Annotated in this window: 14 protein-coding genes; 3 read left to right on the top strand and 11 right to left on the bottom strand. The window is 69.1% G+C overall.

The window, feature by feature from the left end:
* Positions 1 to 2: 2 nt before the first annotated feature.
* From QMO14_RS10965 to QMO14_RS10955, 3 genes are read right to left on the bottom strand one after another with little or no spacing between them, the layout of a single operon-like run.
* Positions 3 to 773: a hypothetical protein gene (locus QMO14_RS10965; protein ID WP_301507037.1), complete on the bottom strand. Its 771-nt coding sequence runs from the start codon at positions 771 to 773 to the stop codon at positions 3 to 5.
* A complete protein-coding gene (locus QMO14_RS10960; protein WP_301507035.1) occupies positions 763 to 1,773 on the bottom strand; it encodes a hypothetical protein in 1,011 nt (336 codons plus the stop codon). The genes QMO14_RS10965 and QMO14_RS10960 overlap by 11 nt, the downstream gene beginning before the upstream one ends.
* 43 nt (positions 1,774 to 1,816) lie before the next feature.
* Positions 1,817 to 2,845: a glycosyltransferase family 2 protein gene (locus QMO14_RS10955; protein WP_301507033.1), complete on the bottom strand. Its 1,029-nt coding sequence runs from the start codon at positions 2,843 to 2,845 to the stop codon at positions 1,817 to 1,819.
* 96 nt (positions 2,846 to 2,941) lie between these two features.
* Here QMO14_RS10955 and QMO14_RS10950 point away from each other — a divergent pair, with 96 nt between their 5' ends.
* Entirely contained in the window at positions 2,942 to 4,282 is a 1,341-nt protein-coding gene (locus tag QMO14_RS10950) for a UDP-glucose/GDP-mannose dehydrogenase family protein (RefSeq protein WP_301507031.1), read from the top strand.
* A gap of 29 nt (positions 4,283 to 4,311) precedes the next feature.
* Here QMO14_RS10950 and QMO14_RS10945 read toward each other — a convergent pair whose 3' ends face one another.
* From QMO14_RS10945 to QMO14_RS10935, 3 genes are all read right to left on the bottom strand, one after another.
* On the bottom strand, positions 4,312 to 5,436 hold the full coding sequence (locus QMO14_RS10945; protein ID WP_301507029.1) for a CaiB/BaiF CoA-transferase family protein: 1,125 nt from the start codon (positions 5,434 to 5,436) through the stop codon (positions 4,312 to 4,314).
* Positions 5,437 to 5,542: 106 nt separating this feature from the next.
* The gene (locus QMO14_RS10940) at positions 5,543 to 6,469 is read right to left on the bottom strand and encodes a tripartite tricarboxylate transporter substrate binding protein (protein WP_301507122.1); all 927 of its coding nucleotides are present in this window, start codon (positions 6,467 to 6,469) and stop codon (positions 5,543 to 5,545) included.
* 103 nt (positions 6,470 to 6,572) lie between these two features.
* Positions 6,573 to 8,276, bottom strand: coding sequence for an acyl-CoA dehydrogenase family protein (locus QMO14_RS10935; protein ID WP_301507028.1), 1,704 nt, complete (start codon positions 8,274 to 8,276; stop codon positions 6,573 to 6,575).
* 100 nt (positions 8,277 to 8,376) lie between these two features.
* Between QMO14_RS10935 and QMO14_RS10930 the strand changes: the two genes are divergently transcribed.
* A complete protein-coding gene (locus tag QMO14_RS10930; protein WP_301507026.1) occupies positions 8,377 to 9,282 on the top strand; it encodes a LysR family transcriptional regulator in 906 nt (301 codons plus the stop codon).
* Here the strand turns inward: QMO14_RS10930 and QMO14_RS10925 are convergent.
* From QMO14_RS10925 to QMO14_RS10910, 4 genes are all read right to left on the bottom strand, one after another.
* Complete coding sequence (locus QMO14_RS10925) at positions 9,273 to 10,307, bottom strand: serine/threonine protein kinase (RefSeq protein WP_301507024.1); 1,035 nt, start codon at positions 10,305 to 10,307, stop codon at positions 9,273 to 9,275. The genes QMO14_RS10930 and QMO14_RS10925 overlap by 10 nt on opposite strands.
* 35 nt (positions 10,308 to 10,342) lie before the next feature.
* Positions 10,343 to 11,458, bottom strand: a complete 1,116-nt coding sequence (locus QMO14_RS10920; RefSeq protein WP_301507023.1) for a DUF2855 family protein — start codon at positions 11,456 to 11,458, stop codon at positions 10,343 to 10,345.
* Between the two features lie 162 nt (positions 11,459 to 11,620).
* The gene (locus tag QMO14_RS10915; protein WP_093058675.1) at positions 11,621 to 12,046 is read right to left on the bottom strand and encodes an organic hydroperoxide resistance protein; all 426 of its coding nucleotides are present in this window, start codon (positions 12,044 to 12,046) and stop codon (positions 11,621 to 11,623) included.
* Between the two features lie 120 nt (positions 12,047 to 12,166).
* The gene (locus QMO14_RS10910; RefSeq protein ID WP_295981273.1) at positions 12,167 to 12,622 is read right to left on the bottom strand and encodes a MarR family winged helix-turn-helix transcriptional regulator; all 456 of its coding nucleotides are present in this window, start codon (positions 12,620 to 12,622) and stop codon (positions 12,167 to 12,169) included.
* Positions 12,623 to 12,785: 163 nt separating this feature from the next.
* On the opposite strand from QMO14_RS10910, the gene QMO14_RS10905 reads away from it, so the two are divergent.
* Positions 12,786 to 13,337: a MerR family transcriptional regulator gene (locus tag QMO14_RS10905; protein ID WP_301507016.1), complete on the top strand. Its 552-nt coding sequence runs from the start codon at positions 12,786 to 12,788 to the stop codon at positions 13,335 to 13,337.
* 5 nt (positions 13,338 to 13,342) lie between these two features.
* Here QMO14_RS10905 and QMO14_RS10900 read toward each other — a convergent pair whose 3' ends face one another.
* Positions 13,343 to 14,149 carry an ABC transporter permease gene (locus QMO14_RS10900; RefSeq protein ID WP_301507012.1) on the bottom strand — a complete coding sequence of 269 codons (807 nt, stop codon included), beginning with the start codon at positions 14,147 to 14,149 and terminating at the stop codon, positions 13,343 to 13,345.
* Positions 14,150 to 14,261: the final 112 nt, after the last annotated feature.

The raw sequence follows: 14,261 nt of genomic DNA, 5'->3' as shown, positions 1-14,261 counted from the left end.
GCTCAGGCGTGGTGCCGTATCGGCCGAGCCGCGCCGGGGCGCAGGCGCAGCGCCACGCCGGCCAGCCACATGCCGGCCGCGCCGGTCACGCCGAAGCCGCGCTCGGTGTCGCGCACCTCGCGCATCAGCTGCGCGAGCCGCGTCTCTTCGTGCGGCGCCACGCAGCGCTGCAAGGTGTGGCTGCACAGGCGGATGTGGCGCTCCTCGTCGGCCATCACGCGCGACAGCAGCGGGTGCAGCGCGTGCCGAGGGCCGATCAGCGCGCAGTGGCGCTGCAGGATGCGCGAGGCCATCTGCTCGGCCGCGAGGCCGATGGCATAGGCCGGCACCAGCCCGCCCTGCGCGAAGTGCGGCGCGTGGCGGCGGATCAGCGCCTGCCAGCGCGCGAGCTTGCGTCGGCTGAACCAGTCGGGCCGTGGCGCCTCTTCGGGCGATGCAGCGGCCTGCGCGCTGCCGCCGCGCTCGACGATGGCCTGCGCGAACAGGCGCGCGTGCAGCTGCTCGTCGGCCAGGTGCTGGTCGAGCTGGCGCGCGAGCCATTCGGGCGGCGCGATGCGCAGCTCGCGCTGCAGCGCCTGCTCGGAAGATTCTTCGCCCACCAGGTAGAAGCGCAGCAGCAGCATCTCGCCCTCGTTGCTCGCATGCAGCTGGCGCAGCGCGGCGCGTTTGACGTGATGCACCAGCCAGGCCTGCAGCGCGGGCCAGCCGCGCAGCCTTGGCGGCGAGAGGCAGTCGAAGCCGGGCGCGGTGCCGGCTGGTGAATCAACGGCCATCGGCCTTGGTCTTCACCGTCTGCGGCTGTTGCTGCTGCCAGCCCAGCACCAGCCCGATGAAGCTGTCCTGCAGGAAGGCGCGCGCGGCCGCGTCGGCGCCCGCGAACTCGCGCTGCTGGCCGTCGTAGCGGATGTAGCCCTTGCCGTTGGCGGCGCCCAGCAGCAGCTTCTCGTTCTTGTGGAAGCCGCGCTGCAGCAGGGGCTGCAGCAGCGACTGCGATTCGAGCCCGTAGAGGAACATGTCGCGCTGGATCACCTGTCGCGGGATCTGGCCGCTGAGCGCCTGCAGCTCCAGCGTCCAGTTGCCCTGCTGCATCGCCTCGGCCAGGTCGCGGCCCCTGGCGCCCGGCGCGMGGAAACGCGCGCGCGCCACCGACTTCGAGGCCCGGCTCAGGCCAAGGCCGATGGTGATGTCGGCATCCCTCGCGCCTTCGGCGCGGTTGTCGTCCACCTGCACGAACACGTTGGCCAGCCGCGCGGTCAACGAGGGCTTGGCCAGCGCTTCCACGATCTGCTCGGGGGTGAGCATCACGCGCTCGGTGCCGGGCTCGTTCACCGTCACCTTGTACGGATCGATGCGGATGTCGTCGAACTCGCCGCTCACGGGCGAGTGGGCATGGCTGCTCACCGACCACTCGCTGCCCGAACGGCTCAGCAGCGCGTGGAAGGTCAGCGGCACGCGCTGGCCGTCGCGCGCGCGGCCCGAGCCCTGCAGCAGCACGTCGCCGACGATGGTCTTCTCGGGGTAGCTGCGGGTGCTTGCGAAGCGGATGGTGTGGGCCGCGGGGTCGAGCGCGGCGTGGGTGTCGGCGTCGTCCAGCGCGAGGCGGTTGCATTCGCCGCCGGCGCCCGCGAGCGCCGCGAAGGGGCAGCCGGCATCGGACTTGAAGTTGAAGACGCCGCGGCCGGCGAAGTCGGCGGCGCCGGCCAGCGTGAAGGCGCTCGCGAGCGCGAGGCCCATTGCCGTGCGGCGGAGGGAAAGTGAAGAGAAGTTGCGCATGGTCCTGGTTGTTCTTCTTCTGCGGAAAGGAGAGAGGAATCGATCAGGGCCGGTGATACGACAGCGCCTGCGCATCCGCGTTGGTGCGCCCGGTGGTGTGCCAGCCGATGCCGCGCGCGAACGCGCCCAGCATGTCGACCGCCGAGAAGCCGAGGATGAGCGCCACGCCCGCGAGCCAGCGCAGTCCGCGCAGCGGCGGCAGGTCCTGATGGTTGAGCGCCTTCATGCTGAAGCCCAGCCGCGTGAAGAGCACGGCCAGCGGCCCGATCGGCCCGCTCCTGGCAAGCCACTGCCAGCGCGGCGAGACGTAGCTGCGCAGCAGGTGCGGCGTGAGCGAGCAAGTGTCCTGCCCGCGCATCCAGCGCAGCTTGAGCGCCTCGGCGCGCGTGTCGGGCAGGCGGTGCTCGGTGTGGGCGGCGGCCGCGTAGTGGATCGGCACGCCCGCCGCTTTCAGCCGCATGCCCAGCACCTGGCAGTGCGCGCGGTACACGCCGTCCAGCGCCTGGTAGCTGTGCTCTTCGAACACCTCGCGGCGGAAGGCGACGTTGTTCGCGTAGAAGTTGCTCGTGGCGCCGGCATGGCCGGCGTTCGGGAAGTACATGAAGTCGATGGTGGTGAGCGCGGTGCCGACCACGTTGGCGGCGTAGCTGGTGCGCCCGGCCACCACGGCGGGCGCGTCGGCGCCCCTGGTGAAGGGCAGCAGCATCTGCAGCAGCCAGTCGTCGTCGGGCAGGCAGTCGGCGTCGGCGAACACCACGTGCGTGCAGCGCTGCGCATCGGTGGCCGCGAAGCCGGCGTTCTTGGCGTCGTAGTAGCCGGTGCTCGCGTCGATGCGCACGAAGTCGACCGGGCGGCCCGCGAGCGCGCTCACGGCCTCGCAGGTGGCGGCGCTCAGCCCGTCGTGGGTGATGACCACCTGCGCGAGCGAGTTCAGCGGCAGTTTCTGTTTCGCCAGCAGGGCGACGAGGCGCTGCAGGCTGGCACCCGCCCTGGCCTCTGCATCGGCTCCGCCGCGCAGGTTGTTGGTCTCCAGGACCAGCGCGCAACGCGCGGCAACTTGATCGGGCATCATCGAATTTTCCTGTCCGGACATCGTTTTGAAGGCTTGCATCCTGCTTTTATCGCACAACCGCGCCCGCCACCAGTGCCGCACGCCATGGGCTCGCCCATGAAAGTCAGCATCTTCGGCGCGGGCTACGTGGGCCTGAGCTTCGCCGCCTGCCTGGCCGAGGCGGGCCACGAGGTGCTCTGCGCGGACGCGGACCCGGCGCGCATCGAGGGGCTGAAGCGCGGCCTGATGCCGCTGCACGAGCCGGAACTGGAGACGCTGGTGGCCTCGGGCATCGCTGCCGGCAGCCTGCGGTTCACGGCCGACGAGCGCGCGGCCTGCGAGCATGGCGATGTGCTCTTCATCGTGGTGAACACGCCGGCCGATGCGCAAGGGCGGGTCGACCTGCGGCATGTGATCGCGGTGGCCGCCGCCATCGGGCGGCATCGCGACCGTGACGCGCTGGTGGTCTGCAAATCGACCGCGCCCGTCGGAACGGCCGCGCAGGTCGAGTCCGTGCTGGGCGGCGAGCTTTCGCAACGTGGCGCGCGGCACCGCGTCGCGGTGGCGGTGAACCCCGAGTTCCTGCGCGAAGGCTCGGCCGTGCGCGACTGCCGCCAGCCCGACCGCGTGGTGATCGGCAGCGCGGACCCGTGGGCCATCGAGCTGCTGACCCGGCTCTACGCGCCCTTCATCCGGGACCCGCAAAGGCAGCTGCTGGTGATGGACCGCCGCTCGGCCGAACTCACCAAGTACGCGGCCAACGCGATGCTCGCCACCCGCATCAGCTTCATGAACGAGATGGCGCGCGTAGCCGAGCATGTGGGCGCGGACATCGAGATGGTGCGGCGCGGCATCGGCGCGGACCGCCGCATCGGCCCTGGTTTCTTGCAGGCTGGCGCGGGCTACGGCGGCTCCTGCCTTGCCAAGGACGTGCGCGCGCTGACGCGCATGGCCGAGCGCGACGGCCATGCGCTGCGCATCCTCTCGGCGGTCGAGGCCGTGAACGACGAGCAGAAGGGCCGGCTGTTCGAGCTGATGACGCACCACTTCGAAGGCCGCATTGCGGGCAAGACCGTCGCCCTGTGGGGCCTGGCCTTCAAGCCCGACACCGACGACATGCGCGACGCGCCCAGCCTGGTGCTGCTGGAGCGGCTGCTGGCGGCCGGCGCGCGCGTGCAGGCGCACGACCCGGCGGCGATGGCGAATGCGCGCGCCATCATCGGCGAGCGCGACGGCCTGCGCTGGTGCGCCACCGCGCCAGAGGCGCTGCAGGGCGCCGACGTGCTGGCGCTGGTGACGGAGTGGCCGGTGTTCCGCGAGACCGGCCTTGCGCAGATCGCGCGGGAACTGCGCATGCCGGCGATCTTCGACGGCCGCAACCTGTATGACGCGGCGCAGGTGGAGGCCGCTGGCATCGCGTACTACGGCATCGGGCGCGGACGCGCGGTGCCGCGCTGAGGCAGTCGTCCGGCCGGTACGTCAGTCCATCAGTCCTGCGGCAGGAAGGCGTCGCCCGGCGTGAGCGGCGCATGCCGGTAGCTGGCCGGCGTGCGGCTCAGCTTCACCGGCGCGCCGATGCCGCGGTAGCCGCCGGGCATTTCCACCACCATCTCGCGGTGCAGGGTGTGCGGATGCTGCAGCGCTGCGTCCACCGGCAGCACCGGCGCGGCGGGCACGCCGGCGGCCATGAGCTGATCGACCAGCGCGCGGCCGTCGAAGGCGGCCATCGCCGCTTCGAGCCGCTGCTTGAGTTGCCCGCGATGCACCGAACGTGCGCCCGCCGTGCGGAAGAGCGGGTCTTCAGCGAGCTCGGGCAGGCCGATGCAGCGGCACATGCTCGCGAACTGCCGGTCATTGCCCACCGCGACGAACACCGGGTCGGTGCCGGTGGCCAGCGCGTCGTACGGATAGATGTTCGGATGTGCGTTGCCGGTGCGCCGGGGCTCGGTGCCGTCCATGAACCAGTTGGCCGCATGCGGGTGCAGCAGCGACAGGCCGCTGTCGTACAGCGCTGCCTCCACGAACTGGCCGCGCCCGCTGCGGCTGCGCTCCTGCAGCGCGAGCAGCACGCCGATCACCGCGTTGAGGCCCGTCACCATGTCGACCACCGGCAGGCCCACGCGCAGCGGGCCGCCGTCGGCCTCGCCGTTGATGCTCATGATGCCGGTCATGGCCTGCACCGCGGCGTCGTATCCCGGCAGCGCGCCCAGCGGGCCGTCGGCGCCGAAGCCCGACACGCGGCACCACACGAGGCGCGGGAAGCGCTTCGACAGTTCCTCGTAGCCGATGCCCCAGCGTTCCATGGTGCCGGTCTTGAAGTTCTCGATCAGCACGTCGGCCTCGGCCACCAGCGCGAGAAAGTCTTCGCGGCCTTCGTCGGTCGAGAAGTCGAGATGCTGCACGCGCTTGTTGCGATTGAGGCCGTGGTAGTACGAGGCTACGCCTTCCTTGAACGGCGGGCCCCAGGTGCGGGTGTCGTCGCCTTGTGGCGGCTCCACTTTGAGCACATCGGCCCCGTGGTCGCCGAGGATCTGTCCGCAGTAGGGGCCGCCGAGGATGCGGGAGATGTCCAGCACGCGGATGCCTGCGAGGGCGCCTTGGGGTTGTGTCATTTCTGTCTTTCGTTTGTTCTTTCTTTCGGGGCGCGTGCACAGGCCACCGGGTACTCCCCTCCGCGAATGTCCCCCCGTCGGCGTGATCGCGCCCTGAATGACTGCATCAGTCCAGCTGCGCCCCGGACTTCTGAACCACGTCCTTCCACTTGACCGACTCCGCGGCGATGAACTGCCCCAGCTTCTGCGGTGATGTGTCGGCCGATGCTTCCAGACCCTGGGCGGTGAACATCTGCTTCACCTTGGGTGAGTTGAGCACCTCGGCAAAAGCGTGATTCAGCTTGGCTACGCGGTCCGCGGGCGTGCCGGCCGGCGCGACGATGCCGAAGAACACGCTCACGTCATAACCCTTGTAGCCCTGCTCCGCGATCGTCGGTACGTCGGGCAACGCCTGCGAGCGCGCCGACGTGGCCACGCCCAGCGCGCGCAGCTTGCCGGCCTTGACGTAGGGCAGCGCGGTGAGGATGTCGGTGAAGGTCATGCTGACCTGGTTGCCCAGCAGGTCGTTGAGCGCGGGGCCGGTGCCCTTGTAGGGAATGTGCTGCAGGTCGGTGCCCGCCATCGAGTTGAAGAGCACGCCCGCCAGGTGCGACGAGGCGCCGTTGCCCGAAGATGCATAGCTGAGCTTGCCAGGGTTGGCCTTGGCGTAGGCCACCAGCTCCTGCACGTTCTGCACCGGCAGCGCGGGGTTCACCACCAGGATGTTCGGCAGGTAGCCGACCTGGATCACCGGCGCGAAGCTCTTCACCGGGTCGTAGTTGATCTTGCGGTACAGGCTCTTGTTGATGGCCAGAGGGCCCGAGGTGCCGAACATCAGCGTGTGGCCGTCGGCCTCGGCGCGCGCCACGTATTCGGCGCCGATGTTGCCGCCGGCGCCCGCGCGGTTCTCCACGATCATCGGCTGGCCGAGCCGGTCCTTCATCTCGGCGGCGAGCGTGCGCGCCATCGCGTCGGTCGGGCCGCCGGGCGGGAAGGGCACGACCAGCATCAGGGGCTTGGTGGGGAAGGCGTCGGCGGCCTGTGCCGCCGGCATGGCGGCAAGCAGCGTCGTCGCGCAGGCGGCCAGCAGGAAGGTGAAGCGTTTCAAGGGATGTCTCCGTTTTTTTTGAAGGAAGGAAGAAAGAAAGAAAGGAAGCTCAGGCTGGCACGGCTGTGGGCGCACCGGCCGCGGCGTTCCAGTCCGCCGGCATCGCATCGGGCGAGAGCGGATCGCGCGGCAGCACGCGGTGCAGCAGCACCAACTGAGCCCAGCGCAGGCGCGCCGCGGAGCCGCCGCGCGCGGCCTCCCAGGCCATGGCGATGGCGCTGGCGCAGTGATAGAGCGCCGACGCGGCCTGGCGCGCGAGCACGTCGCCGCCTTCGCGCGCGGCGGTTCCGGTCAGCGCGGCTGCGTGGTCCAGCGCGTCGCGCAGGGCCTTGGCGAAGGCGGGAGCCAGCGCCGCATCTGCAAGCAGCTTCTCGCAGTGCGCGCGCAGCACCGGCAGCGAGCCTTCGCGCTTCACCGCGCGGATCACGTCCAGCGCCACGATGTTGCTCGTGCCTTCCCAGATCGAGCCCAGGTGGGCGTCGCGCACCAGGCGCGCGTCGCTCCATTCCTCGATGTAGCCGCAGCCGCCGCGCACTTCCATCGCGTCGCCCGTGACCTTGCGCGCGTCGCGGCAGGCGCGGAACTTGATGAGCGGCGTGAGGATGCGCAGCAGCGCATACGCATCGGGCTCGCCCGCGTCGGAGCGCGCGAGCGCCTGCGCCGTCTGGCACACCATGGTGCGGGCCTGTTCGGCCGGCAGGCGCAGCTTGTCGAGCTGGCGCTGCATCAGCGGCATCTGTTCCAGCGTGCGGCCGAAGGCGCGGCGCTCGGAAGCGATGAATTCGGCCTCGGCCACCGCACGGCGCATCAGGCCGGCGGCGCGCACGCCGTTCGACAGGCGCGAGTTGTTGACCATGTCGGCCATCTGCACGAAGCCGCGGCCTTCCTCGCCCACCAGCCAGGCGGTGGCGCCTTCGAGGCGGATCTCGCCGCTGGCCATCGAGCGCGTGCCCAGCTTGTCCTTGAGCCGGATGATGCGGTAGCTGTTGAGGCTGCCGTCGTCCAGCCGGCGCGGCAGCAGGAACAGCGACACGCCCTTCATGCCGGCGGCACCGCCCGATTCGGCATCGGCGCGCGCGAGCACCATCGCGAAGTCGGCGTCGGGGTTGGAGCAGAACCACTTGTCGCCCGTGAGGCGCCAGCTGCCGTCCGATTCGCGGTGGGCCAGCGTGGCGGTGGCGGCGATGTCGGAGCCGGCGGCCTGTTCGGTCATGAACATCGCGCCCTGCGCCAGCTCGTCGAAGTCCAGCGAACTCAGGCGCGGCAGGTACTTGGCGACCAGCTCGGGGCTGCCGAACTTCTTCAGCGTGCGTGTGAGCGAGTCGGTCATCGACACCGGGCAGCACAGGCCGAACTCCGCCTGCACGAACAGGTAGGTCAGCACGTACTTGACCAGCGGCGGCATCCTGCCCTTCCAGCCCAGCGTGTCGTCGCGGTGCGAGATGGCGGCCAGGCCGAATTCGGCGAGCGCGAGGCGCTCCATTTCCACGTAGGCGGGGTGCTTGACGACCTTCTGCTCGTCCAGGCCGGTGCGGGTGCGCTGCTTCAGCACGGGCGGGTTGCGGTCGGCGGTGCCGGCCAGCTCGTCGAGCAGCCCGCCCGCGAGGCCGCCCAGGCGCTCGAAGTGCGGCTGCATGTGGCGGCGCAGGTCGTCGGGCAGGTAGAGCGCGAGCAGGGCGTGCAGCTCGGCGTCGGTGGTGAACAGGTTCTGGCCGTGGCGGTCGGGGATCGGATGGGCGTGCTCTGCGGACATGCGCGTTGTCTCCTGGGGTTCCTTGTTTGGCGCATTGTTGGAGCCGCGACGATCCGTGTCTAATATCGATTTGGTCTTGTTCGATTCGATCTGACTATCCATGGAACTGCGGCACCTGCGCTACTTCTGCGTGCTCGCCGAGGAGCTGCACTTCGGGCGCGCGGCGCGGCGGCTGTCGATCTCGCAGCCGCCGCTGTCGGTGGCGATACGCCAGCTCGAGGACAACGTGGGTGCGCGCCTCTTCGAGCGCAACAGCAAGGAGGTGCGGCTCACGCCTGCTGGCGAGGCGCTGCGGGTTTCGGCGCGCCGGCTGCTCCTGCAGGCCGAGGAGGCCGCCATCGAGGCGCGCGACGTGGCGCTGGGTTCGGCCGGGCGGCTGCGCATCGGCTTCGTCGGGGCGATGCTCTACCGGGGCCTGMCGCAGGCGCTGCGCGCCTTCCAGGCGAAGCATCCGGCGGTGCGCATCACGCTGAGCGAGCTCAATTCGGGCATGCAGATCGCCGAGCTGATGAACGACCGGCTCGATCTGGGCTTCGCCCACACGCACCGCGTGCCGGACGAGTTGCAGCACCGGCTGCTGTTGTCCGAACCCTTCGTGGCCTGCCTGCCTGCCGGACACGCATTGGCCCGCAAGCGCGTGCTGGCGCCGGCCGACCTGCGCGAGCAGCCCTTCGTGCTTTTCTCTCGCGAGGTCTCGCCCGACTATCACGAGCGCATCCTGACCATCTGCGCCGACGCGGGCTTCCTGCCCGAGGTGCGGCACGAGGTGCGCCACTGGCTGGCGGTGGTCTCATGGGTATCGCAGGGGCTTGGCGTGGCGCTGGTGCCGCAGGCGATGCGGCATTCGGCCCTGCGCGGGGCGGTGTTCAGGCCGCTCGACAGGGCCGTGGCGCAGTCGGAGGCCTACGGCATCTGGCGCAACGGGCCGGCCAACGTGCTGGTCGAGCGGCTGCTGGAGGGCGTGGCCGAAAGCCTTGCCGCCGCCGACCGGGGCGATCAGGCGTAGAGCGGTTCCTCGGCCATCTGCTCGCACTGCTCCTCGAGCATGAGGATCTGCCCCTTCCAGTAGTCGCTGGAGCCGAACCACGGGAAGTTGATCGGGAAGATCGGATCTTCCCAGCGCCGCGCCAGCCACGCGCTGTAGTGGATCAGCCGCAGCGTGCGCAGCGGCTCGATCAGCGCCAGCTCGCGGCGGTCGAATTCGCGGAACTGCTCGTAGCCGTCGAGCAGGCCCGACAGCTGCGAGGTGCGCTGCGCGCGGTCGCCCGACAGCAGCATCCACAGGTCCTGCACCGCGAAGCCGGTGCGCGCGTCGTCCAGGTCGACGAAGTGCGGGCCGCCGCCGGGGCGGTCGGTGGGTGTCCACAGGATGTTGCCGGGGTGCACGTCGCCATGCAGGCGCAGCTTGCGGGGCTGGAAGTCGGCTGAAGGCGGGTTGGCCGCGAGCGCGGTGGTGCCGATCATGTCCAGCGCCTCGTTGCAGATCTTTTCCCAGTCGCGCTGCACGTCGAGCGGGATCTTGTTGTTCTCCAGCAGCCAGTCGCGCGAGGCGATGCCGAAGGTCTGCAGGTCGAGCGTGGGGCGGGCCTCGAAAGGCTTGGCGCCGCCCACGGTGTGGATGCGCGCGAGGAAGCGGCCGACCCATTCGAGCACTTCGAAGTCATCGAGCTCGGGCGCGCGGCCGCCGCGGTAGGGGCTCACGCTGAAGGCGAAGCCGGCGTGGTGGTGCAGCGTCTTGCCGTCGAAGGCCAGCGGCGGCACGGCCGGCACCTCGCCGGCGGCCAGTTCGAGCGAGAAGCCGTGCTCCTCGAGAATCTCGGCCTCGCTCCAGCGGCCGGGCCGGTAGAACTTGACCACCACGGCACTGCGGTCCTCCAGATAGACCTGGTAGACGCGGTTCTCATAGGAATTCAGGCCGGTGAGCCGGCCGTCGCCGTGCAGGCCCAGCGTCGCGAGCGCGTCGAGCACCACGTCGGGCGTGAGGCTCTCGTAAGGATGTGTGTTCGCGGGCGCCGCGGAGGAAAGGGTCATGCGGCGATTGTCGTCGCCGCGCGATGCCCCTGGCGTCAGCCTGCGGTGGGCTGCCTGTAAAGGGACAGGATGTGGCCGGTGCGCGGATCGCCCTTGCCCGCCAGCACCTGCGCGTAGGCCGCCTGCACCGCCTCGCCGCCGTTGTGGTGCTCGGCGTGCAGCCAGGGCGCCTTCGCGTCGGTGACGGTGGCCATGAAGTCGTGCCAGGCGGCGACCATGCTGCGCCCGAATTCTTCCGGGCCCCATTCGGAGGTGCGCTTCTTGATCTGCGCCGGCGCGAAGAACAGCGTGGCGCGCGGGCCCGCCAGGTCCTTGCCCGCGCCCTTGGACGCGAGCTGCTCGACGTGGGTGCCGCCGATGGAACTGCTGTACTTCAGGTTGGCGAAGCGCTCGTGGATGGCGTTGCGCAGCGCGCCGTTGCCGGCGAAGTCGACGTACACGCAGGGCGTGTCGGCCGTGATGCTGTCGAGCGCGTCGTAGGTCACCACGCGGTCATAGCAGCCCAGGCTTTCGCAGAAGGCCACGTTGGCCGGCGAGGTCAGGCCGATCACTTCGATGCCATCGCGCTTGTGCAGCTGGAAGGCGGTGCCGTAGGCCGTCTTGCTCGATGCGCTCGACAGCAGCATGGTGTTGGCGCCGAAGAAGTCGTTGTCGGCCATGAAGTCGTCGATCAGCCACGAGGTGATGAACAGCGGGCGCAGCAGCGCCTGGATGTCCTCGGTGCCGGCCGTGTAGAGCGGATCGCTCGCGCAGCGGAAATACTGGTTGTAGACGGCAGGCAGCTCCGCGCGGTGCGGCGCCATGTCGGTGAAGCGCTCGGGCGAGAGCCGCCCGGGGCTCAACACCGCGCCCGAGGCCATCGGCCAGTAGCCGTAGAGCCGCTCGCCCACCGGCACGCCCGGGTGCAGCGACTGCACCACGCTCGCGAAGCCCCACACGGGGATGCTGCCCCAGCCCTCTTCGCCGCTCGGGAAGAACTGCCAGTAGCTCATCGCGTCGCCGAAGGCGGCGTACGTGATGTTGTTGGAGGTGAGCGCGAAGCTGTCGATGCGCACGCGCACCTGGCCGTCGGCGAGCGCTTCGTCGGTGGCGGTGTGAAGGCGCGTGCTGGAAAGCTGGTCTTTGCGGATGAGGAGGCTGGTGGTGCTCATGAGCGTGGCTCCTGGCGGTTGTGGTGTGCGCCTACGTTAGCCAAGCTTGATGAAAGGCGCCATCGCGCGGCGGTTTTCGGCGTCACCCGTGAGACATCGGCGGGCATGAAAAAAGCGGCCCGGCTTGTGGCCGGACCGCTTGTTCGCGTGTGCTCGGGGAGCTTAGGCGATGGTGAGTTCGACGTCGATGTTGCCGCGGGTTGCGTTCGAGTACGGGCAGACCTGGTGAGCCGTGTCGACCAGCTTCTGCTTGGCATCTGCATCGAGGCCGGGCAGCGTGATCGCCAGCTTCACGGCGATGCCGTAGGCGGCGCCGCCGTTCGTCGGGCCGAGGGAAACGCTGGAGTCGATGGCGACGTCTTCAGGCACCTTCACGCCGATCTTCGGGCCGACGGCCTTCATCGCGCCGATGAAGCAGGCGGCATAGCCGACCGCGAACAGCTGCTCGGGGTTGGTACCGGGCTTGCCGGAACCGGGCGAGCTCAGCTTGACGTCGATGGCGCCGTCGCTGGACTTGCCTGCGCCGTCACGGCCGCCGACCGTGTGGGCTTCTGCGGTGTAGAGCACTTTGTCGAGCTTGGTGGTCATGGTGATTCCTTTGGTGGTGATGAAGTTGAAGGGAGGGTGGTGAAAAGGCTTCGTCCTCTCCCCTTGCGGGATCGATCGAAGCGGGAGAAAAATAAATGCGCGCGTGCATTCGCCGCTGTGTCAGGCGGCCTTCCTGATGCGGTCGCGCAGGGTCTGGATCTGCTGGGTGAGCGAAACCAGCTCGGGCACCGAGCACTCGGCGGCCGCCATCAGGCAGGCCGGCACGTTGGAGGCGCGGCTCTTGAGCCTGCGGCCCGCGGCCGTCAGCGTGATGTGCACGCGGCGCTCGTCGGCCACGTCGCGCACACGAGCCACGTAGCCGTTGGCTTCCAGGCGCTTGAGCAGCGGCGTGAGCGTGCCCGAGTCGAGCGAGAGCCGCTCGCCGAGCTCGGAGACCATGAGGCCGTCCTGCTCCCAGAGGGCGAGCATCACGAGGTACTGGGGGTAGGTGAGCTGAAGCTTCTCGAGCACCGGCTTGTACAGCCGGGTCATGGCCAGCGAAGCGGAGTACACGGCGAAACACAACTGGTTGTCCAGCTTGAGCATTTCGTCGGCGTTGATGGCGGTGGAACGCATGGGCTGAATTGTAGCGAGCAATTAGATTGTGTGCAATGTAATTTGAAAGTGTCAGTATCGAGGCAAGGCCAGAGTGCATGAAACCCGGTTTTCGTGTCCGCCTGTTGACCTGGACCCAGGGGCAGCCCTTAAAAAGGAAGACTCGTCGAAAAAGGTTCTCATCGTGCGATCGAACACCCGATTCCTGAACCCGTCCGAAGCCGCAAGGCGGCTCGGCGTGTCAGCCAAGGCCCTGCGGGTTTACGAGCAGCGCGGGCTGGTGGCGCCCGAGCGGACCGCGGCAGGCTGGCGTGCCTACGGCCCCGAACAGATGGCTCGCGCCGCCGGAATCGTCGCCCTTCGCGCGCTCGGCTTCAGCCTCGCTCAGGTGGGCCGGGTGCTGCAAGGCGACCCGCAGGGGCTGGAGCAGACATTGGCGGCTCATCAGGCGGCGCTGGAGGCGCAGTTGCATGGGCTTGCAGCAACGGTCGCGAAGATCCGCAGCCTGCGAAGCGATCTGCTGCAGGGCCGAACACCGACCATCGGCGAGCTCGCGGACCTGCGTGCACCAGCCTCCGAGGTCCGTGTCGCGTTCGAGCTTCCCTGGCCTTGGGGTGGCGAGCTTTTCGAGCTGCGCGACATCCGCGCGCTGAACTACATCATCGGCCCGCTTTCGCCGCGAAGTGCGGGCCCGAACAGCCGGAGTCATCGCGTGGCGGCCGCCAAGCCGCCTTGAGCCCGCTACGCCCTGAACCTCTTGCGCGTCAACGCCAGCGCAATCCAGAACGCCACCACCGCATACACCGCCAGCACCATCGCGTGCACCCACCAGCCGGCCGGCCACTGGTCCATGAAGAGCGGCCTCACCAGCGCCACCGCATTCGTCAGCGGCAGCCACGCAGCCACCGCCTGCACGGCCGTAGGCAACTGCTCCAGCGGAAAGAACACGCCGCTCAGGAACATCATCGGCGTCATGAACAGCGTGAAGTAGTAGGTGAAGAAGTCGTAGCCCTTGGCCAGCGCATTGAAGATCAGCGCGATCGACGAGAAGGTGATGCCCGCGCCGATCAGCACCATCCACGCGACGACGAGCTTCGGGCTGTGGCTGATGCCCAGGCCCAGCATCACGAACAGGATGGCCGTCACGGTGAAGATCGACTTGAACGCCGCCCACAGCATCTCCGCCAGCACGATGTCGTCGAGGCCCACTGGCGCGTTCATGATGCCGTCCCAGGTCTTCTGCACGTGCATGCGCGAGAAGGCCGAGTACAGCGCCTCGAAGCTCGCCGCATTCATCGCGCTCATGCAGATCGAGCCGCTCGCGAGGAACAGGATGTAGGGCACCTTCGTGCCGTCGACCGACACCTGCCCGACCAGCGCGCCCATGCCGTAGCCGAAGGCCACGAGCCAGATCAGCGGCTCGGCGATGTTGCCGATCAGGCTCGGTATGGCGAGCTTGCGCCACACCAGCAGGTTGCGCAGGAACACGGGCCACCAGCGCAGAGAAAGCTCCGGCGGGCGCCATGGTGAGGGCGAAGAGACTGTCATTGCCGACGCTGGGCTCGATGCGTTTTTCATTGTTGCTGTTCCATCTCGGAAATACCGCGGAACCGGCTTTGCCGGGCCGCTGGTATTGCCCCCTGCAAGGGGGTTGGCGGCC

The sequence above is a fragment of the Variovorax sp. CAN15 genome, assembly GCF_030462475.1.
GTDB lineage: Bacteria > Pseudomonadota > Gammaproteobacteria > Burkholderiales > Burkholderiaceae_C > Variovorax.
The sequence above is the reverse complement of the archived record's forward strand: the minus strand, read 5'-3'. Positions and strand labels throughout refer to the sequence as shown.